The organism is Neobacillus terrae, assembly GCF_011393025.1.
GTDB classification, from domain to species: Bacteria; Bacillota; Bacilli; order Bacillales; family Cytobacillaceae; genus Neobacillus_A; species Neobacillus_A terrae.
In genome coordinates, this window is record NZ_JAAOEO010000002.1 from 202,433 (window position 1) to 228,298 (window position 25,866).

Here is a 25,866-nt window from a genome sequence, read left to right on the forward strand (position 1 = left end):
GTAGAAAGATATAACATTGTTGGTAAAAAAGCATAGAGAAAGGAGAAATACTGTGCAAAAAATTTTAATTGCCAATAGGGGAGAAATTGCATTAAGAATTATCAAAACTTGCCACGAATTGGGAATCGAAACCATTGCAGTTTATTCCGATGCTGACAAGGAATTGCCTTTTGTAAAAGCAGCTACTAAGGCGGTCAGAATTGGGGAGGCTCCTGTAAATAAATCATATCTCCTGGGAGAAGCAATCCTTGAAGTGGCAAAGCAGGAAAAGGTAGATGGCATTCATCCTGGTTATGGTTTTCTCTCGGAGAATGCTGCTTTTGCTGAAATGGCTGAAAAGGAAGGTATTTCTTTTATTGGTCCTAAATCCAAAACTATTGAGTTAATGGGAGATAAAATTGTTTCAAGACAAACTATGGAGCGGGCAGGGGTTCCAGTTGTGCCTGGAAGCGGCACTGGAATTCAAAGTACTGAAGAAGCAAAAGAGCTAGCCCAAAGTATAGGTTACCCTGTAATGTTAAAGGCGAGCAGCGGAGGAGGCGGAATCGGAATGATCCGCTGTGATGATGAGCAAGCGCTCGTTAAATCCTTCGATTCAACGAAGGCCAGGGCAAAGGCCTATTTTGGTTCTGATGAGGTATTTATTGAAAAATATATTGCCAATGGCCGGCATATTGAGGTTCAAATTTTTGGAGACAAGCATGGGAATTTAGTTCATCTCTTTGAAAGGGACTGTTCCATACAAAGAAGGCATCAAAAAGTGGTCGAAGAATCCCCATCTCCTTTCCTATCGCAAACAGCTAAGCAAAAAATGTTTGAAACTGCTTTGAGGGCAGCGAGGGCGGTAGACTATGAAAATGCCGGAACAATTGAATTTATTGTGGACCAAAATGAGAACTTTTACTTTCTTGAGATGAATACGAGACTGCAGGTCGAACATCCTGTTACCGAATTAAATACAGGAATTGACCTGGTTAAATGGCAAATTCTTGTGGCAAGGGGAGAAAGACTGCCCCAATCACAAAATAAAATCGTTTCCAAAGGGCATTCTATAGAATTTCGCTTATATGCGGAGGACCCAGTCCGCTTTCTTCCTTCTCCAGGTAAAATAACCAAACTTGATTGGCGTCTTGAAGAAAATATTAGGGTAGACACAGGTTATTGCGAAGGAGATACGGTTACACCTTTTTATGACCCTATGATTGCCAAATGTATTTTTCATGGTGATTCAAGGGCGGAAGCTATCCAAAAGGCAAAAGCATTTTTTGAAGAAATGAAGATTGAGGGGATTAAAACCAACGTCCCTCTGTTCCTTAATATTTTAGAAGATAAAGATTTTCAGGATGGAAGTTATACAACTGGATTTTTAACAAATACAAATGTACTGAAATAAAAGGAGGAAAAAACATGAAAGAGATTACTGCATCTATGGCAGGTACTGTACTAAATATTTTAAAAAGTGAAGGCGAGGAAGTAACCGAGGGCCAGGAGGTATTAATGCTGGAATCTATGAAAATGGAAATTCCAGTTGAAAGCCCATATGCAGGAACTGTAAAGGAAATGAAGGCAGCAATCGGTGATTTTGTAAATGAAGGCGATGTTTTAATGGTCCTCGAATAGAAGGGCGTCTATATGATACTGCCAAAAGGGGAGGAAAAAATGACTGTGAATAAAAGTATTCAGGATAAGCTGCTTGAGAATCACAAAAAAGTGGAAGCCGGCGGCCATCCGAAATATCATGAAAAGCTGGCTGAGCAAAACAAGCTATTTGTTCGTGAAAGACTTTCTTTATTGTTTGATGATGGAAAGTATGAAGAGGATGGGAAGTTTGCAAACTTCCAGGCTGGTGATCTTCCTGCAGACGGTGTCGTTACAGCTATGGGAAAAATCAATGGCCAAGCTGTTTGTGTAATGGCCAATGATTCAACTATTAAAGCGGGGTCCTGGGGGGCTAGGACAGTAGAAAAGATTATCAGGATCCAGGAAACGGCCGAAAAATTAAAGGTGCCTATTTTTTATTTGGTAGATTCTGCAGGTGCCAGGATTACAGATCAGCTTGAAATGTTCCCGAACAGAAGGGGCGCAGGACGGATTTTTTATAATCAGGTCAAGCTTTCTGGAATGATTCCGCAGGTTTGTATCCTTTTCGGCCCATCAGCTGCAGGTGGTGCCTATATTCCGGCCTTCTGTGACATAGTTATCATGGTTGATAAGAATGCATCCATGTACCTTGGTTCACCACGTATGGCTGAAAAAGTAATCGGTGAAAAGGTCACGCTCGAAGAGATGGGCGGAGCACGAATGCACTGCACTGTAAGCGGCTGTGGTGATGTGCTGGCGTCAAGTGAACAGGAAGCCATCGAGCAGGCAAAGAAATATATTGGCTACTTCCCGGCTAATTTTAAAGAAAAACCTGATGCTGTCGAAGCAGGAAGTCCAAAAAAGGGCCGTTCTTTAGAAAGTATCATTCCTGAAAATCAAAATGCCCCGTTTGATATGTACGAAGCCATTGATCAACTAATTGACGAGGACAGCTTTTTTGAAGTTAAAAAGCTTTTTGCCCCGGAAATTATTACTGGTATTGCCAGAATAGATGGCAAGGCAGTGGGAATCATCGCTAATCAGCCAAAAGTAAAAGGCGGAGTTTTGTTTGTGGACTCAGCTGATAAAGCTGCAAAATTCATTCAGCTTTGTGACGCCTTCCATATACCTTTACTATTCCTGGCAGATGTACCTGGATTTATGATTGGCACTAAGGTTGAAAGAGCTGGTATTATCAGGCACGGTGCCAAATTAATTGCTGCTATGAGCTCAGCTACAGTTCCCAAAATTTCTGTTATTGTTAGAAAGGCATATGGTGCAGGTTTATATGCCATGGCGGGTCCAGCTTTTGAACCGGATTGCTGCATCGCACTTCCAACTGCACAGATTGCTGTAATGGGACCTGAGGCAGCAGTAAATGCAGTCTATTCCAATAAGATTAATGAAATTGAAGATCCAAAAGAGCGAATTGCTTTTGTTCAGGCTAAGCACCAGGATTATAAAGAACATATTGATATATATAAGCTTGCTTCTGAATTAATTGTTGATGAAATCGTTGCAGGATCAGAGTTAAGGGATACCCTGATACAAAGATTCGCATATTATGAAACAAAGGAACTTTCATTTAGTGTCCGTAAACACCCTGTATACCCGGTGTGAAAATAAAACCCTTTCCAATCTAGAATCGGAAAGGGTTTTATTTTGTATTCAAGCCTTTTAGAAATGACTAACCGCGCCGGGCCATGTTCTGTTAAAATATTTCTATAGAAAACAAATGAGGGATTTTAATGGAAATTTCCATAATTGGTGCAGGATCTATTGGTTTATTATTTGCCTCCTACTTAGCAGATTTCTATGAAGTTGCTGTTTATTCCAAGACAATAGAACAGGCAAAGTTAATTGAGGAGCATGGCATCGTTCTGTTAAAGGGTAGCAGCAAAAAAAGGGTACAAGTAAAAGCCCTTCCCTTTGAAAAGTATATTAGAAATGAAGATTTAACAATTCTTGCAGTTAAGCAATATCAGTTAAATGAGGTGCTTCCTGCATTAAATGGCGGAAACCTTTTCTTTTTACAAAATGGCATGGGCCACTTGGAAACACTGCAAAAACTCCGCTCGGAAAATATTTATGTAGGGTCCGTAGAGCATGGGGCCTCAAAGGAAAACCAATGGACCGTCAGGCATAATGGAGAAGGGATAACAAAATCGGCAGTATTCAGAGGAAGCAGTGAGCCTTTAATATCTTTATCAAATACGCTCTCTGGTCTTTTTCCAATTTCCCTTGAAAAAGACTACTATGAAATGCTCTTGAAAAAGCTTGTGGCAAATGCAGTAATTAATCCCTTAACGGCCGTTCTTGGTGTCCCAAATGGAAGATTATTGGACAATCCCTATTATCTTATGGTATTTAATCAAATATTTGAGGAAATTGCTTATATTTTAAAATTAAAAAATAAAGAAGAGATGTTGAAGTCAGTAATGGAAATTTGCCAGAAGACAGCCAAGAACAGATCTTCAATGCTAAAAGATGTGGAAGCTCATCGAAAAACAGAAATTGATGCCATCCTTGGGTATGTTGTGATGGAAGCAGAAAAGCAGAATATTAAAGCACCTCTCACAGAGAACTTTTACCACATGCTAAAAGGAAAGGAGAAAAACAGGGAGGGTAAATTTTGATAAATCTTATTTCTTTCCTTATTGCTGGGATGGTTATGCTGCCACTGGCAGCTTATCTGCTAATATTTATAGGTTATAAATGGCTTACGGGCAGCCATCGAAAATCAGTTCAAATGGCCGCTGACGGCAGCACTATTTTTTTTGTTACTTCCGTCTATTTTATTATTTACACTATTTGGGGAAAATCTCTTTTTTTGATGATTCTGCTGGTAATTCTGATAATTGGAGCTTTTTTTGTCATTACCCATTGGAAAGTTAAAGGAGAAATTCACTTTGCAAAGGTTTTTAAAGGAGCATGGCGATTTATTTTTTTAATCTTTGCTCTTGCTTACTTTGTTTTGATTGTTTTAGGCATGATTTACAGGGTTATTGAATACACCTGTTGATTTTAAAAGGCTGTTAAAATTTAAATCTTATTTTCAGGCAAAGTTTTTTTTCAATCATGGCAGTAAATGCTATACTCGATAGGAATGAATATTGGTTGAACAGAAAGGAAGTACAATAAATGGAGATGATGAATCTCTCTTTGCCTGCTACGAATAAATTTGCATCAAGCTATTTGGAACAATCGGCTGAAATTCTGCCCTTTTTTCATTACCGATACAATCAATTATCTGATTATAAAAATAGATTAAAGGAACTGGAAAATAGGACGTTTCCCCGAAAAGTGCTAGGCGAACATATAGAGGCTTATATGAGCCGCTTTCCATCTTCCCCTGCTGTAAAAAGCTCTATAGAGAAGCTAAAACAGGAAAATTCCGCAGTAATTATAGGCGGACAGCAGGCAGGGATTTTAACAGGTCCGCTTTATACCATACATAAAGTAATATCGATTATAAAGATGGCTGAACAAAAGGAAACCGAGCTGGGAATACCTGTAGTCCCTGTTTTTTGGATTGCCGGAGAAGACCATGATTTCCAAGAGGTTAATCATGTATTTGTTCCGGTGGGGCAAAAAGCGGATAAATGGATATATCCGGAGAGGGTTCTTCAGAAAAAAATGGTGTCAGATATAACAATTGACGAAGAGATTTGTCTATCATGGGCACAAAACCTGATTAAGAATTTTGGAGAGACAGATCATACAAACTCTATTTTGGAAATGCTGGAGGATTCTCTAAAACAATCGGAGAGTTTTACAGACTTTTTTGCAACGGTGATCATGGAATTTTATAAGGATTATGGGTTGTTAATAATTGATTCTGCAAATCCGAACTTAAGGGAAATTGAAAAGGAATTTTTTGAAAAACAAATCAATCACCATGATTCAATCACAGTTTCTCTTCTTGAACAGCAGCGGGAAATCAGCAAAAAAGGTTTTTCGCTAACTTTAGAAGCAACTGAGAATGCGGCAAACATTTTCTATTATGAGCCCATGCTGCAAGAACGTATTTTATTGGAATACGATCGGACTCAGGATAGGTTCATCGGGAAGAATGGGGTTCTTTCCTTTTCAAAGAAAGAGTTAATCCGGGTATTAGCTGATTCACCAGAGAGACTGAGCAATAATGTGGTAACTCGTCCATTAATGCAGGATTTTTTGTTTCCAACTCTCGGTTTTATTGCGGGTCCAGGCGAAATTGCTTATTGGGCAGAATTAAAGAAGGTTTTTGAACATTTTGAGATAAAAATGCCGCCCATTATTCCAAGGCTTAATATTACTTTGCTGGACAGATCTGTTGAAACAGATATTGAAGAGCTGGAATTGGAGCTTGCGGAAGTTCTTCAGTTTGGTACTTCGAGTAAAAAGGATGCATTTCTTGAATCCATTAAAGATAAGGAAGTGGAAGAACTTTTTACATCCGCGAGAGATCAGCTTACTCGACAGTACCTTCGTATCGAAGAAAAAACAGGGCAGCTGGACAAAGGGTTGCTTCCTTTATTAAAGAAAAATAAAGATTTATTAATTAAACAAATCAGTTTTATGGAAGGCAGACTTGAGAGATCTGTCAAGATGCAGCATGAGACAGTTCTGGAAAAGTTTTCACGAATTGATCTTGCTTTAAGACCTGAAGGTTCTCCTCAGGAACGGATATGGAATATCTTCTGGTTTATCAACAAATATGGACTTGATTTTGTACATTCACTTATGGAACTTTCCTACGAATTTGATGGAAACCATAAGGTCATAAAGCTATAACAACCTCACCACAGGTGAGGTTTCAGTTTGTCGACAAAAGGGGGTTCGGAATGCTATATTCCGAACCCCCTTTTTGGTTTATTAAGATTTCTTATCGGATTATACTATTCTTATTCACTGATTCAAGGCGATTACTGGACCCCACCATGTCCAGTTGGCCATCTTTTTTAAATTCAGGGCAGCGAAAGTAAGCGTCGCCAGCATCGACCATTTTTCAAGTCCACTAAAGGTTGTCCAACGCATGCTTGCTTCTCTATTGCATCGGCGAATACACGCTCGACTGTACCTTTCTTATTCGTGTTCGAATACTCAATACTTCACCAGCAGGATAGAGGCAACAGTCATAATATTCATCATAGACAAATCTTGTTTTCTGAAGAATCCATCCTTCCTACGCGGTCGATTATATGGTAAGGCCGGGGTGATTTCATCTTCGATCAGGAAGTTAACAATAGCTGGTGTCTTATAAGCAGCGTCTGCCGCTTGATTCTATTGCCACACTAACTTTCTAAACCCAGTTGATTGGAGTGGAGGGCACGAAGACTCCTCGAAAATGCAACGGCATTTCCTTCGTGCGGTGTTGATTCAAAGAGGCTTATTCAATGTCCTGCGGGATTAGCGGGACAGGTGAGACCCCACAGGCGTGTGCGCCGAGGAGAAAGAAGAACGGAAGCGCCTTGTTCTGCCCCGACAAGCGCTGGAGGGCCTGACGATGAAGTCATTCTTTCCTTCAAAATCAGGATTGAAGCGACCTCGAGGGGCTAGGCGTTGAAGTTTGACAGGCTCACCGCCCGCCCCTCGCAAAGCGAGTGTCTGGGAACGGAAATCAACAGGCCCCCCTCTACAGTCTGGACCCTCATCACTGGTGAGTTTTTTTTGTGTTTGAGGAAAAAACTTATCCACATGTGGATAAGTTTTACGATTGTATTAATTTTTAAAAAAGGTGTGGAGGAAAGTGGGGGATTGTGGTACATTTTAAATAGAAAGTGGGGCTAGTGGTATGTTCATGGGTGAATACCATCATAACATTGATAATAAAGGCCGTTTAATTGTGCCCTCTAAACTAAGAGAAGACCTGGGTGATTTGTTTATTATAACCCGTGGTTTGGATCAATGTTTGTTTGGTTATCCACTGTCTGAATGGAGCCTTATAGAAGAAAAGCTAAAAGCGCTGCCTCTAACTAAGAAAGATGCCCGCGCCTTTACACGTTTTTTCTTTTCAGGTGCTACCGAAAGTGAAATCGATAAGCAGGGAAGAGTAAATATACCTGCGCCACTGCTCCAATATGCAAAGTTGGAAAAAGAATGTGTGATTTTGGGAGTTTCCAATCGAATTGAAATATGGAGCAAGCAAATTTGGGAAGACTATTTTACAGAGTCTGAACAATCTTTTGCAGAAATTGCGGAAAATATGATTGGCTTTGATATATAATGGGAATACTATACTGATATAGTTTTATATATCAGCCGTTCGATTGGAAAGGGGCTATATGCTTAATGTTTGAACATACAACGGTGTTATTGAAAGAAACGGTGGACGGCCTAAACATAAAACCGGATGGTATTTATGTTGACTGCACCATGGGTGGAGCAGGCCATAGCGCCTATTTGCTATCAAAGCTAAATGAACATGGAAAACTATATGCTTTTGATCAGGATGAGACTGCAATTGCTAATGCTAAAGAGAAGCTTTCTGAATACAGCGGGCAATTAACCGTTATTAAAAGCAATTTTGTAAATCTGCAAGAAGAACTTGAAGACCTTGGTGTTACAGAGGTTGACGGCATCCTTTATGATCTTGGTGTGTCATCTCCGCAATTGGATACACCTGAAAGGGGTTTTAGCTATCATCATGATGCTCCCCTGGATATGAGGATGGACAGTGACGCCCGGCTATCTGCTTATGATGTAATTAACGATTGGAAGTATGAAGATTTGGTACGGATCTTTTTCCGATATGGAGAAGAGAAATTTTCCAAGCAAATCGCACGTAAGATCGAGGCGGCGCGGGAAAAAAAGCCGGTAGAAACCACTGCTGAATTAGTTGAACTGATTAAGGATGCCATTCCGGCCCCGGCAAGAAGAAAAGGCGGACATCCGGCGAAAAGAGTGTTTCAGGCCGTAAGGATTGCTGTAAATGATGAGCTGGGTGTATTTGAGAAATCACTTGAACAGGCCATTGACTTGTTAAGCCCCGGCGGAAGAATCAGCGTTATTACATTCCATTCTCTTGAAGACAGGATTTGTAAATCAGCTTTTAAAAAGGCTAGTGAAATTCCAAATCTGCCGCCAGGCCTTCCGATAATTCCAGATGAGTATAAGCCTATCCTTAAACTCATTACGAGAAAACCGATTTTGCCAAGTGAAGAAGAATTAGAGGAAAATAATCGAGCAAGATCTGCAAAGCTGAGAATAGCAGAAAAATTATAAAGCGGATACGGGAGCTAGGTTAATACAGCTAGATATTCGAAAGAAAAATGATAAAAAGATAATTAAACCAGGAGGGGAAAAAATGAGTAATCTTGCCAGACAATTGCAGGATCAGCAGCAGCAGCAACAAATGCCATTGACCGAACCTAAAAGGGCCAAGGCAAGAAAGTTTTGGCTTACACCCGGAGAAATGGTGCTGGGATTGACATTTACCACAATGGTTGGCTTTGGAGCGGTCCATATGATTTCCAATCAGTCTCAAATTTACAGCGTTAACAAGGACATCCAGGAAATTCAGAGCTCGATTAAGGAGCAGGGCAAGGTAAATGATGATTTAAAGGTTCAGGTTAGTGAACTTAGTACATATGAACGTATCAAGTCAATAACGGATAAGCTTGGTCTTCAATTCAATGATAAAAATGTTAAGGTAGTGCAGCAAAAATGAGCCGAAAACAGCCTAATATGAATTTTGGAGCAGCGATATTATTTGTAATATTCAGCCTGCTCTTTTTTGTATTGATTTTCCGTTACTTTTCCATTCAGATAACTGGGGAAGCGGCTGGCCAGCCGCTTGCCGCAAAGGCTAAACAGAAATATATGAAACATGGAGTGTTAGAAGCAACCCGGGGAACCATTTTTGATCGAACCGGCGAAGTAGTTGCAGAAGATACTACTGCATACACTCTTGTTGCCATTCTTGATAAAAAAATGACAACCGATCCTAAAAAGCCAATGCATGTTAAAGATCCAGAGAAAACGGCCAGAGAACTTTCCAACTACATTAAAATGGACGAATCAGAAATTTATCATCGTTTAACGAATAAGAGTGCTTTTCAGGTGGAGTTTGGGAAAGCAGGACGGGATATTTCACACCAGACGAAGACAAAAATTGAGGCTTTGCATCTTCCTGGGATTATATTTATGCGTGACTCAAAACGATTTTATCCGAATGGAATTTTTGCATCCCATGTTGTCGGATTTGTGGAAAGAAAAGAACAAAAGGACCAAACATATAAAACCGAGGCGAAAATGGGAGTAGAGAAAACCGAAGATTCCAAGTTGGAAGGTAAAAATGGAACAATCGATTATGAAAGTGACTTATGGGGGTATCTGTTACCCGATAGCAAGAAAAAAATTACTCCTGCCAAAAACGGTAATGATGTATATTTGACGCTCGATAAGAAAATCCAAACCTTTTTGGAGGATGCTCTTAATAAGGTGGATAAGGAATATAAGCCTAAAAAGATGATTGCAATTGTGGCTAATCCTAAAACAGGTGAAATATTAGCTATGGGCCAGAGGCCAACCTTCCGTCCATCAACAAGAGAAGGAATCGATAAGAGCTGGCACAATGAAGCGATTGAAACATCCTTTGAACCAGGGTCAACGATGAAGATTTTTACTTTATCTGCAGCTATTCAGGAAAATTCGTTCAATCCGAATGCTATTTATCAGTCTGGAACCTATAAAATTGCAAAAAGTACTATTCATGACCATAACTATGTTGGATGGGGGCCTATAACCTATTTAGAGGGAGTCCAGCGTTCTTCAAACGTCGCATTCGCAAAAATTGCGAATGAGCAATTAGGATTCGACAAATTAAGAACTTACCTAACAAAATTTGGTTTTGATAAACCGACAGGTATTGACCTTCCTGATGAAGCAAGCGGAAAGATTTTGTTTCATTGGCCAATTGAAAAAGCGACAACAGCTTTTGGACAGGGTACAGCTATTACCCCTATCCAGCAAATTCAGGCTGCCACAGCAGTTGCCAATGACGGAAAAATGATGAAGCCGCATGTGGTTGAAAAAATTGTGGAACACGATACAGGTAAAGTAGTCCAAGATTCAGCCCCGGAAATCGTGGGAAATCCGATATCTGCGGAAACGGCAAAAAAGGTAAGAGATATTCTCGGAACAGTCGTTACCTCACCAAAAGGAACAGGAAGCAGATATAAGATTGATGGCTATGATGTAGCAGGTAAAACAGGAACTGCACAAATGCCAGGACCAGATGGAAAATACCTTACAGGGGCACAAAACTATGTTTTCTCTTTCCTTGGTATGGCGCCAAAAGATGACCCGAAATTAATTGTTTATGTTGCTGTGCAACAGCCTGATATTGAAACTTATTTTGATGGTTCAAAGCCTGTGTCGGAGATTTTTGTTCCAGTTATGAAGAGCAGCCTTCAATATTTAAATATACAGCCAATAAAACAGGATAAACCATCGACGCTTGAATTAACGGATTTAACCGGTGAACAGGCTGATACAGCTGTTAATACTCTAAAGGATAAAGGCTTTGAAACGGTAGTAATCGGAAATGGAAATAATATTGAGGGGCAGCTTCCTAAAGGAGGAGAATCGATCCTCGAGGGAGAGAAAGTTATTATTTACACGGGCGGCAATGCCAAGATTCCGGATATGACAGGATGGTCATTAAGAGATGTAATGAAAGTGGCAAAGCTCCTGGAAATAAAGCTGAGTTCTGCCGGCAGCGGATATGTTGAAAAACAAAGTATCCCAGCTGGTACAGAGGCGAAAAACGGAGAATCATTAATAGTGAAACTCCGTTCACCTGAGCAGCTGTTTGAGGCGGAATCTCAAAAGAGTGATAAGAAAAAGGATGAAAAAAGCCAGAAAGAAGCAAAGGACTAAACAATAACCGAAGAGCCGTGACGCGTTCTAATTAAATTCGTACAAGCATATAAATGAACGGACTCATGAAAAGGAGGATCGTTCATTTATGCGTGTTTCTAATGTTACTGTTAGAAAACGGCTGACGGTTGCTTTATTTGTCGGCATTCTGACTTTCTTAATTATTGATGTCCGTCTTGGTTATGTTCAATTTTTTCTGGGAGATAAACTAACGGATCTTGCCAAGGGCTCATGGAGCCGAAATATTCCTTTTCAGCCTAAGAGAGGGGAGATAACGGACAGAAATGGCGTTGCTCTTGCAACAAATATAAGCACACCTACTGTTTACGTAGTGCCAAGACAGCTTAAAAACCCTGCCGATACGGCGACCAAACTTTCCAAAGTGCTGGGACTCGATAAAGAAAAAACTTATAAGGAAATTACCGCAGGAGAGTCAATGGTCCGATTAAAAGGTGGACGGAAAATTTCTCATGCCAAGGCAAAAGAGATTAGGGCATTGGGCCTTAAGGGTGTTTATATAGGTGAGGATTCAAAGCGATACTATCCATATGGTAAATATCTTTCACATGTTTTGGGCTTTACAGGAATTGATAACCAGGGATTAATGGGCCTTGAATTATATTATGATAAAGAGCTCCGAGGCGATGAAGGCTCAGTTAAATTTTATGCAAATGCCAAAGGCGAGCGGATGAATGATATGGCTGACGATTTTGAGCCTCCGAAAAATGGTCTTGATCTTAAACTGACAATTGATGCAAAGATACAGACTATCATGGAAAGAGAACTTGATAATGCGCAGGCGGCATATAATCCGGATGGGTTGATTGCAATTGCCATGAATCCAAATAATGGGGAAATATTAGGGATGTCAAGCAGACCTAATTTTGATCCTGCTAACTTCCGTAATGTACCGCAGGAAGTTTACAATCGAAATCTTCCTGTTTGGAGTACCTATGAGCCGGGTTCAACCTTTAAAATTATTACCCTTGCAGCCGCCTTGGAAGAGGGAAAGGTAGATCTTGACAAGGAACATTTCCACGACCCGGGGTTTGCGAAGGTTGCCGGAGCAAGGCTAAGATGCTGGAAAGCAGGAGGGCATGGAAGCCAAACCTTCTTAGAGGTTGTCCAAAATTCCTGCAACCCGGGATTTGTTGCTCTTGGTGAAAGACTTGGTAAGGAAAAATTATTCAGTTATGTTAAGAATTTTGGGTTTGGTACTAAAACAGGCATAGATTTGCAAGGGGAAGGATCAGGAATCTTATTTAATCTCGATAAAGTAGGTCCTGTAGAGCTGGCAACCACTGCTTTTGGACAGGGCGTATCAGTGACCCCCATTCAGCAGGTTGCAGCTGTTTCCGCCGCTGTTAATGGCGGAATCCTCTATACTCCTTATGTAGCAAAGGAACTAATTGACCCTCTTACAAAGGAAGTCGTCATGAGGAAAACTCCTGTTGCAAAGAGAAGGGTTATTTCAGAAGAAACCTCAAAAAAAATCCGCTACGCATTGGAAAACGTCGTAGCAAAGGGTTCAGGCGGCAATGCTTTTGTAGATTCCTACCGGATTGGGGGAAAAACAGGTACAGCGCAAAAAGCACAAAACGGAAGATATCTTGAAAATAATCATATCGTGTCGTTTATTGGATTTGCTCCGGCAGATAATCCTGAACTGGTAGTTTATGTAGCTGTAGATAATCCAAAAGGAACTGTGCAGTTTGGAGGCGTTGTATCCGCGCCGATTGTAGGGAATATCATGAAGGATAGCTTAAGGGCCATGGGAGTACAGCCTAGAAAAGACCAAATTGAGAAAAAACTGAAATGGACAGATACACCAATGATTAAGGTTCCTAATCTTGTAGGTATGACAAAATCGGAACTCCAAGAACAAATGGTCAATCTTAGAATTGATGCAAGCGGTGAGGGGGATATTGTAGTAAGGCAATCTCCTGAGCCAGGCATTAAACTAAAGGAAGGATCAACCATCAGGCTGTTCTTCGGAAAGAAGGAATAGGTATAAAAATGGGCGGTAAATTTCCCTTACCGTCCCATTTTTTGCTTTCTTTTTCCAAAAACGGTAATAATAATTATTATTTAAACTTTTTAATCTATCTGGTTTTAGCGCCCAGCGGGAGGTAGGATTCTTAGATTATCTTGCATCAGCCATGAACGTTCGGTAAATGTTTGGTACAGCTAATGTCCATCCCACTCCGCAACATCTTATTCAGTGAAGTTCTTTCACCACGTCGAAAAGCTGTCTGAAACATCCGCTTGATCCTTCCGGCAGCTGCTTCGCTAAAGGTCACTTACACTTTTCTTTAAATCAATGGCATTGTCTTTCATTATCATGTAAAATATAAACGCTATGTTTTAGACATGAGAGGATTTGAGATTATATGAAATTACATGAGCTGCTCAAGCATTTGCATCTTTTAGTTCCTTTTACAGGTGACAACCCTGAAATTACTTCGATTGAAAACGATAATCGCAAGGTTCAGCCTGGAAGTCTTTTTATCTGTATTAAGGGATACACCGTTGACGGCCATGACTTTGCTCCATCGGCTGTTCAAAAAGGGGCCACAGCGGTTCTGTCTGAAAGGGAACTGAATCTTGATGTGCCTGTAATCATCGTAAAAGACACCAATAGAGCTATGGCTGTACTCGCTGATGCTTTTTATGGACATCCAAGCAGAAAGTTTCAATTAATTGGCATTACCGGAACAAACGGAAAAACTACTGTAAGTCATTTAATTGAAAAAATAATGTCGGACGCAGGCAAAAAAACAGGCCTTATCGGAACGATGTACACTAAAATAGGTGATCGTACGATTGAAACAAAAAATACAACTCCCGAAAGCCTGACACTGCAAAAGACATTTAAAGAAATGGACGATAACGGGGTACAATCAGCTGTTATGGAGGTTTCGTCCCATGCCCTGGATTTAGGAAGGGTACACGGAACTGACTTTGATATCGCTGTTTTTACTAATTTGACACAGGATCATCTTGATTACCATAAAACAATGGAAGAGTATAAGCACGCTAAGGGCTTATTGTTTTCGCAGCTCGGAAACTCTTTTCTGGCTGATAAACCGAAATATGCGATCCTGAATGCAGATGACGAAGCTTCCGAATCCTACATAAGAGGAACAGCTGCGCACATAGTCACATATGGTATTGACAGTGCAGCAGATATTATGGCTAAAGAAATAAGCATGACTCCTGAAGGAACAACATTTAAACTTATCCTTCCTCAAGGAGAATATCCTGTTTCGATGCAGCTGATTGGAAAGTTTAGTGTTTATAATGTATTAGCGGCCATTAGCGCAGGGCTGGTTTCAGGAATTCCTGCTGAAGAGATTATCCGTTCGATTGAAACCGTAAAAGGAGTATCGGGACGATTTGAGCTAGTAAAGGCTGGACAGGACTTTACTGTAATTGTTGACTATGCTCATACACCTGACAGTCTTGAAAATGTCCTTACAACTATTCGCCAGTTTGCCCAAAAGAAAACCTTTGTGGTGGTAGGCTGCGGAGGAGACCGTGATCGGACTAAACGTCCATTGATGGCAAAAATAGCCTGCGAATTGGCTAGCGACCCTATCTTTACCTCTGATAATCCAAGAAGTGAAGATCCGATCGAGATATTAAAGGATATGGAAGATGGAGCAATAGAAGGCACATATCAACTGATCCCGGACAGAAAAGAAGCAATTAAGTATGCAATCAATAATGCTGTTAAAGGCGATGTGATCTTAATTGCAGGAAAAGGACATGAGACATACCAAATTATTGGAAGTCAGGTGTTTGACTTTGACGACCGGGAAGAAGCAAAAAAAGCAATTGAAGCTTTATAGGTGTTCAAAGATAAAAAAATATGGAAAGAGCAGATAAAAAATGAATAACATCAATCTTTTTTTAGATAAAAAACTTCTTAATAAATCTTATCTATCATATGATATAGCTGTAATAGAAGGGAACTTGGCAGTCATTTTAGGCAGCCGGGAAAGGAGGGGCTAAAATGCTGGAAAAAGTTCTGTTTTTCACAATCATAATGGGTTTTTTAATAACGGTGTTAATATCCCCTGTTTTTATTCCCTTTTTAAGAAGGCTGAAATTTGGACAAAGCATTCGTGAAGAAGGTCCTAAATCCCATCAGAAGAAATCGGGTACACCTACAATGGGTGGTTTAATGATTCTCTTCTCGATTATAATCAGTACCTTTGTTATGACAGGAAGAATTGCTGAGCCAACTGTCAAAACTTATTTACTTGTTCTCGTTACTTTTGGATTTGGGCTGTTAGGCTTTCTTGATGACTTTATAAAAGTAGTCCTAAAAAGGAATTTGGGTTTAACCTCTAAACAAAAATTATTGGGACAAATTATTATTTCCGTTATTTTTTATTTAATTTATAAACAAAATGAGTTTCCGACTGTCATTGATCTTCCATTCGGAAACTATTCGATTAATCTTGGTTGGTTCTTTGTCTTCTTCATTCTTTTTTGGCTGGTTGGTTTTTCGAATGCAGTCAATTTAACAGATGGATTAGACGGACTTGTTTCCGGTACAGCGGCCATAGCATTTGGTGCCTATGCTGTTCTTGCCTGGAACCAATCTCAATTTGAGATAGCTATTTTTTGTGTAGCCGCAGTAGGTGCTGTTTTGGGATTTTTGGTTTTCAATGCTCATCCAGCAAAGGTGTTTATGGGTGATACTGGATCGCTGGCTTTAGGCGGCGCGCTTGCGGCTGTAGCGATTTTGACAAAGCTGGAAATACTGCTAATTATTATTGGCGGGGTATTCGTTATTGAAACTTTATCTGTTATCCTCCAGGTTGCTTCTTTTAAAACAACCGGCAAAAGGATTTTCAGAATGAGCCCGCTTCACCATCATTACGAATTGATTGGATGGTCCGAGTGGCGGGTAGTTGTTACTTTTTGGAGTGTTGGTTTGTTATTTGCGATTCTTGGAATTTATATAGAGGTGTGGTTGTAAGTGAAAACGATAGAGACGTATTGTCATAAGAAAATTTTAGTACTGGGATTAGCCAAGAGCGGGGTAACAGCTGCAGCCCTTTTACATAAGCTGGGAGCTTTCGTTACCGTAAATGATATGAAGCCTTTGTCTGAAAATCCAGCGGCACAGGGCTTGCTTGAACAGGGGATAAAAGTTATTTGCGGCAGCCATCCTATTGAGCTGCTTGAGGAAGGCTTCGAACTAATTGTTAAGAATCCTGGCATTCCATATCATAATCCAATGATTGAAGGAGCAATTGAAAAAGGTATTCCTGTTATAACGGAGGTTGAACTAGCCTACCAGATTTCTGAGGCTCCGTTTATTGCTATTACTGGAACAAACGGTAAGACTACAACAACAACGCTTGTACATGAAATGCTGAATGCTGGCCATAAAAACCCGCTAATTGCAGGAAACATTGGAACGGTAGCCTCTGGAGTTGCACAGGAAGCAACAGAAGAGAATACCATTGTTATTGAACTATCCTCGTTTCAATTAATGGGCATAGAGCAATTCAGGCCAAAGATTGCGATCCTCACTAACCTCTATGATGCTCATCTTGACTATCATGGAACTAGGAAGGAATACTTTGCTGCAAAGGCAAATATTACTAAAAATCAAACAGAAACAGATTATTTCATTGTTAATTCCAATCAGAATGAAGTGATGGAGATTGCCCGGAACTCAAAGGCATCTATTATACCTTTTTCAGTGAAACGCCAGCTCGATAGCGGTGCTTATGCTTATGATGGATGGCTCTGGTTCAATGGGGAACAGGTAATCAAGATTGATGATATCGTCTTGCCAGGAAATCATAATCTTGAAAATATTCTCTCTGCCATGGCGGCAGCAAAGCTTTCCGGTGTAACCAATGAAGCTATTAGAGAAGTTCTCACAACCTTCAGCGGGGTTAAACACCGCCTTCAATTCATAGGGGAAGTACAGGGAAGAAAGGTTTATAACGATTCTAAAGCAACCAATATCCTTGCCACAGTTAATGCACTTGCAGCGTTTAAGCAGCCAGTTGTTCTGCTAGCCGGGGGACTTGATAGAGGCAATGAGTTTGATGAGTTGATTCCATACTTGGAAAACGTAAAAACGCTCATTACTTTTGGACAGACATCTGAAAAAATTCAGAAGGCAGGAAGAAAAGCAGGAATAAAAACAATAACACAGGCCGATAATGTGGGAAAAGCAGTCCCTGTCGCGTTTGAGTTATCTGAACCTGGGGATGTTATTCTCTTATCTCCTGCCTGTGCAAGCTGGGACCAATACAAAACTTTTGAAGTCAGGGGAGACATTTTTGTGGAAGCGGTGAATAAGCTTAAGTAAGGGCTTGTCTATGCAGAGATCTCCTTAGTTCGCAACACTGCAAGCCCCAATACTAGCGGTTGAGGTGTGTAGCGGTGCCGACAAAGAAAACAACTCCCGATTTTATTTTATTGCTGGTAACATTTACGCTGCTGGCAATAGGACTGATCATGGTTTACAGTGCAAGTGCTATTTGGGCGGATTATAAATTCCATGACTCCTTTTTCTTTGCAAAAAGGCAGATGCTTTTTGCGGGGGTGGGAATTGCAGCTATGTTTTTTATTATGAATATCAATTATTGGACATGGCGCACCTGGTCAAAAGCTATTTTAATTACATGCTTTGTTTTGCTGGTTTTAGTTCTTATCCCGGGAATCGGCAATGTCAGGAATGGCTCGCGCAGCTGGATTGGTGTTGGTGCGTTTTCCATTCAGCCATCAGAATTTATGAAACTTGCAATGATAGCATTTCTTGCAAAATATCTATCAGAACGGCAAAAGCTTATTACATCCTTTAAAAAAGGGCTCGTGCCGTCTTTAGGTCTTGCATTTGCTGCCTTTGCCATGATTATGCTTCAGCCTGACCTGGGTACAGGCACTGTAATGATTGGAACATGCGTAATTATGATCTTTGTTGCAGGTGCAAGAATCAGTCATTTTGCGTGGCTGGGGCTCATGGGAGTTGCTGGCTTTGTAGGCCTAGTGGCTTCTGCTCCTTACAGGATTAAGCGGATTACATCGTTTCTTGATCCTTGGTCAGATCCTCTGGGGAGCGGATTCCAGATAATCCAATCTTTATACGCGATTGGGCCTGGAGGGCTTTTTGGACAGGGACTGGGTGAAAGCCGCCAGAAATTCTTCTATTTGCCTGAACCACAAACTGACTTTATTTTTGCTATTCTTGCTGAAGAGCTTGGCTTCATTGGAGGATCTCTGATTTTGCTCCTATTCTCACTAATGCTTTGGCGTGGAATCCGGATTGCCCTTGGTGCCCCTGATTTATATGGCAGCTTTCTTGCGGTAGGCATTATCGCAATGGTGGCTATTCAAGTCATGATTAATATTGGGGTAGTTACAGGACTTATGCCAGTTACTGGTATTACACTTCCTTTTCTAAGCTATGGAGGTTCGTCGCTGACATTAATGCTGATGGCGATAGGGGTTCTCCTGAATATAAGCCGTTATTCGAGATACTAAGGTATGAATGCTTCTTGGAGAGCTCGCCAGTCGGCGAGTTTTCTTTTTGAAGAGGAACTGTTAACTTTTTGGAGGAGTGTCTGGAGTCCCTAACAAACAAAAACTTCGTCTGGAAAGCTTTTGTAAGTAGATTTGAGCTTATCAAAAGAAAACGCCACTTGACTGTATTTATCAATCTTTAATAAATCCAGAAATACCTAGGCTTTCCAATCATTATTAAAGTTTATTACAGTTGTCTAACATTCTTTTTGTATAGCATCAGATTTTGTTTTGTTTATAGTAGAATGGGGTATATCCAGTTGGTGGTCAAAAGCCACTTGCCAGGTTAGCAAGTACCCGAAAAGAAGATATATAATGGGGTGTAGAAATGAAAATTGCGATTAGCGGCGGGGGAACAGGCGGCCATATTTATCCGGCGCTGGCTTTGATAAGGGAAATTCAAAAGGAATCAGCCCAAAATGAATTTTTATATATTGGAACAAAAAATGGATTGGAAAGCAATCTGGTTCCGAGGGAGAATATCCCTTTTAAGTCTATACATATAACGGGCTTTAAAAGAAATCTGTCCTTTGATAATGTAAAAACAGTCATGAGATTTTTAAAAGGTGTAAGGGACAGCAAAAGAATGCTGAAGGAGTTTAAGCCTGATGTCGTAATAGGAACAGGCGGTTATGTTTGCGGCCCAGTTGTTTATGCTGCTGCAAAATTAAAAATACCTACCATTATTCACGAGCAAAATAGTGTGCCGGGCCTAACAAACAAATTTTTAAGCAGGTACGTAGATAAAATCGCTGTTTGTTTTAAGGAAGCAGAAGATTATTTCCCAAGTGAAAAGGTTGTTTTTACAGGGAATCCCCGGGCTTCGGAAGTCCAGGGAAAGGATGGCATCCGTGGACGTCTTTCGGCAGGACTAAAGACCAATGTTCCAGCCGTTCTTATTTTTGGCGGCAGCAGAGGTGCAAGGCCAATAAACGAAGCGGTAATCAAATCGCTAGCGGAACTTGGTGAGAAACCATATCAGGTTTTATACGTTACGGGTGATGTACATTTCGAAGACGTAAAGAAAGAAGCGGATCTTGTTGGAAATCCACAGAATGTTATAATCAAGCCGTTTATCCATAATATGCCAGAGGTACTTGCGGGAATGGATTTAGTTGTTTCCAGGGCTGGGGCGACTACTCTTGCGGAAATTACATCTCTTGGAATACCAAGCATTCTGATTCCAAGCCCTTATGTAACAAATAATCATCAGGAAAAAAATGCCCGTTCACTGAGCGACAACGGAGCTGCGGATATGCTCCTTGAAAGGGATTTAAATGCTTCAGCCTTTATTCAAAGTATTGATCGAATAATGCTGGATAAGGATATACAAAAGGAAATGAAAAAGAACGCCCTGAAAATAGGAGTTCCAGATTCAGCAGACCGCTTGTTTAAAGTAATGAAACAGCTAACAAAGAAAAACAATAGGTAGCCCATTTCCTGTTTACTGCATAAATTGAATTAACCCCGGTTTAAAAATATAACAAGGATTATAAATTTGATTACTGTCTAGCAGCCGTGTCAAGTGACTAGTGGCCATTCCACTTCTCTCTTCGATAAGTCAACATCGAATCGTTTTTAATAGCATAAGATACACTTACTTATGTGCGCCAAAGGGTCCTTCAGTCAGCTTTTTACAAAGCGGCAGGATCTCATTGGAGCGGTTTATAATGATGTTACTCAGGGAGCAGCTTCGGTAAACGACGCGTGCGCTTTTCTATTTGGAGGTAACCATGGACGAATTACTAAAGGAATTAGAAGGTTTAAGTATTGGGAAAGTAAAGCAGAATGAACCGCTTGCAAATCATACGACAATTAAAATTGGCGGACCCGCGGACCTATTTATAGAACCGTCATCAAAGGAAAATTTGAAAAAGTTAATGGAATTTATCCAAGAGCATACTCTTAATTGGCGTGCTATTGGAAGAGGATCCAATTTACTTGTTTCTGACTCCGGAATAGAGGGGGTTGTAATAAAACTGGGACCTGGTCTTGATACGCTGAAAATTGAAGAAGAAAAAGTAACTGCTGGTGGGGGTCATTCATTAGTTAGTCTTGCAACACTTGTAAGTAAGCAAGGTTTGTCCGGAATGGAATTCGCAGGTGGTATACCTGGATCAGTGGGCGGAGCCGTTTATATGAATGCGGGTGCTCACAGATCAGACGTTTCAAAAATATTGAAAAAAGCCCTTGTTCTTTTTGAGGATGGAAAACTAGAGTGGCTGACCAATAAGGAGATGGAGTTTTCCTATCGTTCCTCTGTACTGCAGAAGAAGCGCCCAGGTGTGGTAGTAGAGGCGGTATTTCAATTGGAAAAAGGGGACAGGGAAAAAATCACAGCAGAAATCAAGAAGAATAAAGATTATAGAAAAGAAACCCAGCCTTGGAATTTCCCTTGTGCCGGCAGCATTTTCCGCAATCCTCTCCCTGAATATGCAGGGAAACTGATTGAAAAAGCAGGCCTAAAAGGTCATAGCGTTGGAGGAGCTAAGATCTCAGAAATGCATGGCAACTTCATTGTTAATACAGGTAACGCGACTGCACAGGATGTACTGGCGCTTGTCCAGCATGTTAAAGATACTATTTATGATTTATATCAAATACAAATGGAAACAGAAGTAGAAATAATAGGCAGGAAATAGCAATAAAATGTTCTTTTCGCTGACAAATATTGTGCTATAATAATTCATTAGATATAGGGGAAAAAGCTGTCGAAATAAATAACGGCATGAATACTCGTGCCGTTGTCTACTTTTTCTGAATAAGGTTTAACTACCCTTTATTAACGGTTCTCCTATTCTAGTGGGGTGAAAATTTTGGAAAAGGGAAAAATCGTTACCCTTGAAGACCGAATACCAAAGCTGAAACAGCAAAGGCGCAGAAAAGCTAACAGAAGGCTGATTACACTTCTGCTGCTGTTCTTTATCCTCATAGCCTGTATTATTTATGTTCAATCGCCTTTAAGTCATGTCAGAAAGATTTATGTAAAAGGCAATGAGTTTTACTCATCGAAAGCATTAATAAAACAGACAGGCCTTAATGAACAAACAAACATTTGGAAAATCAGAAAAAAAGAAGTATCAGGAAAGCTTAAGAAGCTGCCTGAAATAAAAGATGCGAAGATATCCGTTATCTTGCCGAACTCGGTTATCGTTCAGGTCAAGGAAAACCAAAGGATAGCCTACCTTGCGAAGGATTCTGCCTATTATCCGGTCCTGGAAAACGGCAAAATTGTTAAAGGAAGAAAATCGGCAGATGTTCCGGTAAATGCGCCTGTTCTTTTTGACTTTAAAGAAGGGGACGTCCTGGTTTTAATGGTAGACAGTCTGAAGAAATTACCTGCTGAGGTTGCCAATTCTATTTCTGAGATTCATTATACTCCGAATAAAACGGACAAGTACCATATTTCCCTTTTTATGAACGACGGTTTTGAAGTCAGCGCTACATTAAGAACTTTCTCTGAAAAAATGTCGCATTATCCTTCAATCATAAGCCAGCTGGATCCCAATAAAAAAGGTGTAATTGATTTGGAAGTGGGTTCATTTTTTAAAGCTTATGAATCAGAGGGGGAAAAAAACAGTGAAAAAACTGAAGGTAAAAGGTAATCATGTTATTTTATCCCTTGTCTGTCTCGTTTTAGGGTACATGATAGCTTTTTCCTACCACCTTACCCAAGAAGAAAACCAAAAAAAAACTAACAAAGTGTCCGGGAAACAATATGAGGAAACTCTGGCATTAAGGAATGAACTCATCGATCAGGAAGAAACAAACCGGAACCTTGAAAAAGAATTAAAACGTAAACAGAATAAGGTCCTTGAAAATGAAAAGAGCTTATCGAAGGAAGACCAAATCAACTTTAATCTAGCCGAAGATGCTGAGAAATACAGGAAGTTCCTTGGGAAGGTAAAAGTTAAGGGCAAAGGGGTTAAGATAAAACTGGATGATGGTGATTATAATCCCGATGAAAAAAATGTAAATAACTATCTAGTTCATGAATTTCATATATTTAAGGTAATCAATGAACTTTATATATCGGGTGCTTCAGCAGTAGCAATAAACGGTCAAAGGTTATCAAGCCATTCTTACATTGTTTGCAATGGTCCTGTAATAACTGTGGATGGATATCAGCATCCGGCTCCGTTTGTTATAACCGCTATTGGAGATCCTGACGTATTATCCTCGGCAATTAACCTTACCGGAGGGGTAAAAGACCAGTTAGTAAACGATAATATTGTTTTTACACTTGAGCAGGATGAAATTGTCCTTGACCCTATTTTAGGAAATTAAAAAAGAGCACATTCCGTCCACGAAGTTGAAGAGATTAGAAGGTGAGAAAAGTGGACAAGCCCAAAAAGGTCAGTTTTACTCTTGTAGCTGTGATTGTTGGTTTTATGATTGCAATTCAATTCCAGACAATTAAAAAGCCGGTCGAGAGGGATACCCGGGATATTTGGCAGTTAAGAGAGGACTTACTGAAAGAGAAAGAGCTGCAATCAGGTCTTTTGAAGGAAATAAGGTCCAATGAGGAAAAGCTGTCTGCCTATGAATCAAAAAGAAAGCAAAGCAAGGAAGCAGTATTAAGAGAAACTCTTAATGAACTGAAGGCAGAAGCTGGGTTAACCGATATAACTGGACCTGGGATCATTCTGAAAGTTGAACCCGTTTATGAAGATATTAAATTAGGAGAGCCTGTCACAGCGACCGTTTCGCCTGACCTCTTAAAGAGACTTCAAAACGAATTGAACATGTATGGAGCTAAACAAGTATCGATTGATGGGCAGCGGGTAATAAATAGCACTGTTATTCGAGACATAAACAAGGAAACAAAGATAGACGGTCATGCAATCAAGGATCTGCCAATAGAAATCCATGTTGTTACTGACAGCCTGAAGAATGCCGAAAAGCTGTATAACCACATGCAGGTTTCCAAATCTGCCGAAGAGTTTTTTATCGATAATATGAGATTAACAGTTTCTGAGCCCAAACCGAGTGTTACGGTTCCAGCATATGAAAACCCTATCCGCGTCCTGAATATGGAGACCGCCGGAGGAGAAAAAGGAGGCAATACATAATGTGGCTTCCAATTATGGGGATGATTGTCGGCATTTTTCTTGGGCTGCTGACTGATATCCGTATACCCGAGGAATACTCCAACTACTTGTCAATAGCGGTTCTCGCTGCCTTTGATACTTTATTTGGAGGTATAAGGGCCCACCTGCAAAATATTTATGATGAAAAAGTATTTGTATCGGGATTTTTCTTTAATATTCTTTTAGCTGCAAGTTTGGCTTTTCTAGGTGTTCATCTTGGTGTAGACTTGTATTTAGCAGCAGTGTTTGCATTTGGTGTGCGGCTTTTCCAAAATATTGCTGTTATCCGAAGAATATTATTGACGAAATGGTCAACGAACCAGCAAAAAGCAGAAAAAAAATGAATTTTTTTAAAGGGAATCATTTAGTTGTGACGAATAATTTTATAAGATATAACTAAGATGCTATTAAATCGATAAATATAATTCATTTAAACTTTTAAGAGATGAAAAAGGAGGTGCCAGTGAATGAACAGCAACGAAATTTATGTAAGTCTTGACATCGGTACATCCAGTGTAAAAGTTATCATTGGGGAAATGGTCAATGACTCATTGAATATTATTGGGGTGGGCAATGTCCAATCAGAAGGGTTAAGAAAAGGCTCCATAGTAGATATAGATGAAACAGTTCATTCCATTAGAAGGGCAATAGAACAAGCTGAGAGAATGATAGGAATGGAAATCAGGCAAGTTATTGTCGGAATTTCAGGAAACCATGTTATACTTCAGCCTTGCCACGGTGTTGTTGCAGTATCCAGTGACAATCGAGAAATCACAAATGAAGATGTTGCCCGGGTAATAGAGGCAGCCCAAGTGGTTTCAATTCCGCCAGAAAGAGAAATTATTGATGTTATTCCAAGACAGTTTATAGTTGACGGACTTGATGAGATCAATGATCCTCGCGGTATGATTGGTGTTAGGCTGGAAGTGGAAGGAACAATCATTACTGGTTCAAAAACGATTTTACATAACACGCTCCGATGTGTGGAGCGGGCTGGATTGGATATCTTGGACATAACCCTGCAGCCATTAGCTGCAGCATCTTTTGCACTGTCAAAGGATGAAAAAAACCTTGGTGTTGCTCTCGTTGATATTGGCGGAGGTTCAACAAGCCTAGCCGTTTTTGAACAAGGGCATCTTAAAGCTACAAGTGTAATTCCAGTCGGGGGAGAACATATTACTAAGGATCTTTCCATAGGTTTAAGAACTTCCACCGAAGATGCTGAAAAGATTAAGATAAAATATGGACATGCTTTTTACGATGATGCATCAGAAGAAGAAGTATTTAGTGTTCCTATTATTGGAAGTGATCAGCATCAACAATTTAACCAGCTTGAAATTTCTGATATTATAGAAGCAAGGATGGAAGAAATTTTCGAATTGGTTGCAAATGAAATTAAAAAAATGGGTGTAAGAGATCTGCCAGGCGGATTTGTCCTTACTGGCGGGGTTTCCAATTTGCAGGGTGTTCTTGAGCTTGCGCAGGAAATGTTTAATAGCCGCGTCAGGATTGCAATTCCCGATTACATTGGTGTCAGGGAACCGCAATATACGACTGCAGTGGGACTTATAAAATTTGCCTATAAAAATGCCAAATTAAGAGGTGGCCTGGCAGGTATGCCATTGCCAGTTTCCGAACCGAAAGAAAAGAGGATTCCAAAACAGCAGCAGCAGCATCCGCCAAAAGTTAAACAGGAAAAGCAGCCGGAGGAAAAAGTTACCTCAAAGGTAAAAAAATTCCTCGGATACTTTTTTGAATAAACGCGCGATAATGG

General features: G+C 40.2%; 22 protein-coding genes and 1 pseudogene. 22 read left to right on the top strand and 1 reads right to left on the bottom strand.

Annotated features, from left to right (window positions below; translation table 11 throughout):
- Positions 1 to 52 precede the first annotated feature (52 nt).
- From G8761_RS03520 to bshC, 6 genes are all read left to right on the top strand, one after another.
- Positions 53 to 1,393: an acetyl-CoA carboxylase biotin carboxylase subunit gene (locus tag G8761_RS03520; protein WP_166023721.1), complete on the top strand. Its 1,341-nt coding sequence runs from the start codon at positions 53 to 55 to the stop codon at positions 1,391 to 1,393.
- 14 nt (positions 1,394 to 1,407) lie between these two features.
- Positions 1,408 to 1,620, top strand: a complete 213-nt coding sequence (locus G8761_RS03525; protein WP_166023723.1) for a biotin/lipoyl-containing protein — start codon at positions 1,408 to 1,410, stop codon at positions 1,618 to 1,620.
- 39 nt (positions 1,621 to 1,659) lie between these two features.
- A complete protein-coding gene (locus G8761_RS03530) occupies positions 1,660 to 3,201 on the top strand; it encodes an acyl-CoA carboxylase subunit beta (protein WP_166023725.1) in 1,542 nt (513 codons plus the stop codon).
- Positions 3,202 to 3,329: 128 nt separating this feature from the next.
- Complete coding sequence (locus G8761_RS03535; protein ID WP_166023727.1) at positions 3,330 to 4,217, top strand: 2-dehydropantoate 2-reductase; 888 nt, start codon at positions 3,330 to 3,332, stop codon at positions 4,215 to 4,217.
- On the top strand, positions 4,214 to 4,603 hold the full coding sequence (locus G8761_RS03540; RefSeq protein ID WP_243449881.1) for a DUF3397 domain-containing protein: 390 nt from the start codon (positions 4,214 to 4,216) through the stop codon (positions 4,601 to 4,603). Before G8761_RS03535 ends, G8761_RS03540 begins: the two co-directional genes overlap by 4 nt.
- Positions 4,604 to 4,722: 119 nt before the next feature.
- Positions 4,723 to 6,357, top strand: a complete 1,635-nt coding sequence (bshC, locus tag G8761_RS03545) for a bacillithiol biosynthesis cysteine-adding enzyme BshC (RefSeq protein WP_166023729.1) — start codon at positions 4,723 to 4,725, stop codon at positions 6,355 to 6,357.
- A gap of 114 nt (positions 6,358 to 6,471) precedes the next feature.
- On the opposite strand, the pseudogene G8761_RS26975 reads toward bshC, so the two are convergent.
- Positions 6,472 to 6,840 (bottom strand): annotated as a pseudogene (locus tag G8761_RS26975) (transposase); the annotation flags it as partial.
- 517 nt (positions 6,841 to 7,357) lie between these two features.
- On the opposite strand from G8761_RS26975, the gene mraZ reads away from it, so the two are divergent.
- The 16 genes from mraZ to ftsA all read left to right on the top strand — a co-directional run bounded on the left by mraZ (position 7,358) and on the right by ftsA (position 25,852).
- A complete protein-coding gene (mraZ, locus tag G8761_RS03555) occupies positions 7,358 to 7,789 on the top strand; it encodes a division/cell wall cluster transcriptional repressor MraZ (RefSeq protein ID WP_166023731.1) in 432 nt (143 codons plus the stop codon).
- 65 nt (positions 7,790 to 7,854) lie between these two features.
- Entirely contained in the window at positions 7,855 to 8,787 is a 933-nt protein-coding gene (rsmH, locus tag G8761_RS03560; RefSeq protein WP_166023732.1) for a 16S rRNA (cytosine(1402)-N(4))-methyltransferase RsmH, read from the top strand.
- 82 nt (positions 8,788 to 8,869) lie between these two features.
- Entirely contained in the window at positions 8,870 to 9,232 is a 363-nt protein-coding gene (ftsL, locus tag G8761_RS03565; protein WP_166023735.1) for a cell division protein FtsL, read from the top strand.
- A complete protein-coding gene (locus tag G8761_RS03570) occupies positions 9,229 to 11,445 on the top strand; it encodes a penicillin-binding protein (protein WP_166023737.1) in 2,217 nt (738 codons plus the stop codon). Before ftsL ends, G8761_RS03570 begins: the two co-directional genes overlap by 4 nt.
- Before the next feature lie 88 nt (positions 11,446 to 11,533).
- Positions 11,534 to 13,453, top strand: coding sequence for a stage V sporulation protein D (locus tag G8761_RS03575; protein ID WP_166023739.1), 1,920 nt, complete (start codon positions 11,534 to 11,536; stop codon positions 13,451 to 13,453).
- A 382-nt stretch (positions 13,454 to 13,835) separates the two neighbouring features.
- On the top strand, positions 13,836 to 15,296 hold the full coding sequence (locus G8761_RS03580; protein WP_166023741.1) for a UDP-N-acetylmuramoyl-L-alanyl-D-glutamate--2,6-diaminopimelate ligase: 1,461 nt from the start codon (positions 13,836 to 13,838) through the stop codon (positions 15,294 to 15,296).
- A gap of 164 nt (positions 15,297 to 15,460) precedes the next feature.
- A complete protein-coding gene (gene mraY, locus G8761_RS03585; RefSeq protein ID WP_166023743.1) occupies positions 15,461 to 16,435 on the top strand; it encodes a phospho-N-acetylmuramoyl-pentapeptide-transferase in 975 nt (324 codons plus the stop codon).
- The gene (murD, locus tag G8761_RS03590; protein ID WP_166023745.1) at positions 16,436 to 17,788 is read left to right on the top strand and encodes a UDP-N-acetylmuramoyl-L-alanine--D-glutamate ligase; all 1,353 of its coding nucleotides are present in this window, start codon (positions 16,436 to 16,438) and stop codon (positions 17,786 to 17,788) included.
- Positions 17,789 to 17,862: 74 nt separating this feature from the next.
- On the top strand, positions 17,863 to 18,963 hold the full coding sequence (gene spoVE, locus G8761_RS03595; protein WP_166023747.1) for a stage V sporulation protein E: 1,101 nt from the start codon (positions 17,863 to 17,865) through the stop codon (positions 18,961 to 18,963).
- A 367-nt stretch (positions 18,964 to 19,330) separates the two neighbouring features.
- A complete protein-coding gene (gene murG, locus G8761_RS03600) occupies positions 19,331 to 20,434 on the top strand; it encodes an undecaprenyldiphospho-muramoylpentapeptide beta-N-acetylglucosaminyltransferase (protein WP_166023749.1) in 1,104 nt (367 codons plus the stop codon).
- A 301-nt stretch (positions 20,435 to 20,735) separates the two neighbouring features.
- Positions 20,736 to 21,644: a UDP-N-acetylmuramate dehydrogenase gene (gene murB / locus G8761_RS03605; RefSeq protein WP_166023751.1), complete on the top strand. Its 909-nt coding sequence runs from the start codon at positions 20,736 to 20,738 to the stop codon at positions 21,642 to 21,644.
- 174 nt (positions 21,645 to 21,818) lie between these two features.
- Positions 21,819 to 22,607: a cell division protein FtsQ/DivIB gene (locus G8761_RS03610; RefSeq protein ID WP_166023753.1), complete on the top strand. Its 789-nt coding sequence runs from the start codon at positions 21,819 to 21,821 to the stop codon at positions 22,605 to 22,607.
- Entirely contained in the window at positions 22,558 to 23,289 is a 732-nt protein-coding gene (locus G8761_RS03615; RefSeq protein WP_166023755.1) for a DUF881 domain-containing protein, read from the top strand. The genes G8761_RS03610 and G8761_RS03615 overlap by 50 nt, the downstream gene beginning before the upstream one ends.
- A 50-nt stretch (positions 23,290 to 23,339) precedes the next feature.
- Entirely contained in the window at positions 23,340 to 24,074 is a 735-nt protein-coding gene (locus G8761_RS03620; RefSeq protein ID WP_166023757.1) for a DUF881 domain-containing protein, read from the top strand.
- The gene (locus tag G8761_RS03625; protein ID WP_166023759.1) at positions 24,074 to 24,436 is read left to right on the top strand and encodes a small basic family protein; all 363 of its coding nucleotides are present in this window, start codon (positions 24,074 to 24,076) and stop codon (positions 24,434 to 24,436) included. Before G8761_RS03620 ends, G8761_RS03625 begins: the two co-directional genes overlap by 1 nt.
- Before the next feature lie 123 nt (positions 24,437 to 24,559).
- Positions 24,560 to 25,852 (top strand): cell division protein FtsA, encoded by a 1,293-nt coding sequence (ftsA, locus tag G8761_RS03630; protein WP_166023760.1) that lies wholly within the window; start codon positions 24,560 to 24,562, stop codon positions 25,850 to 25,852.
- Positions 25,853 to 25,866 lie beyond the last annotated feature (14 nt).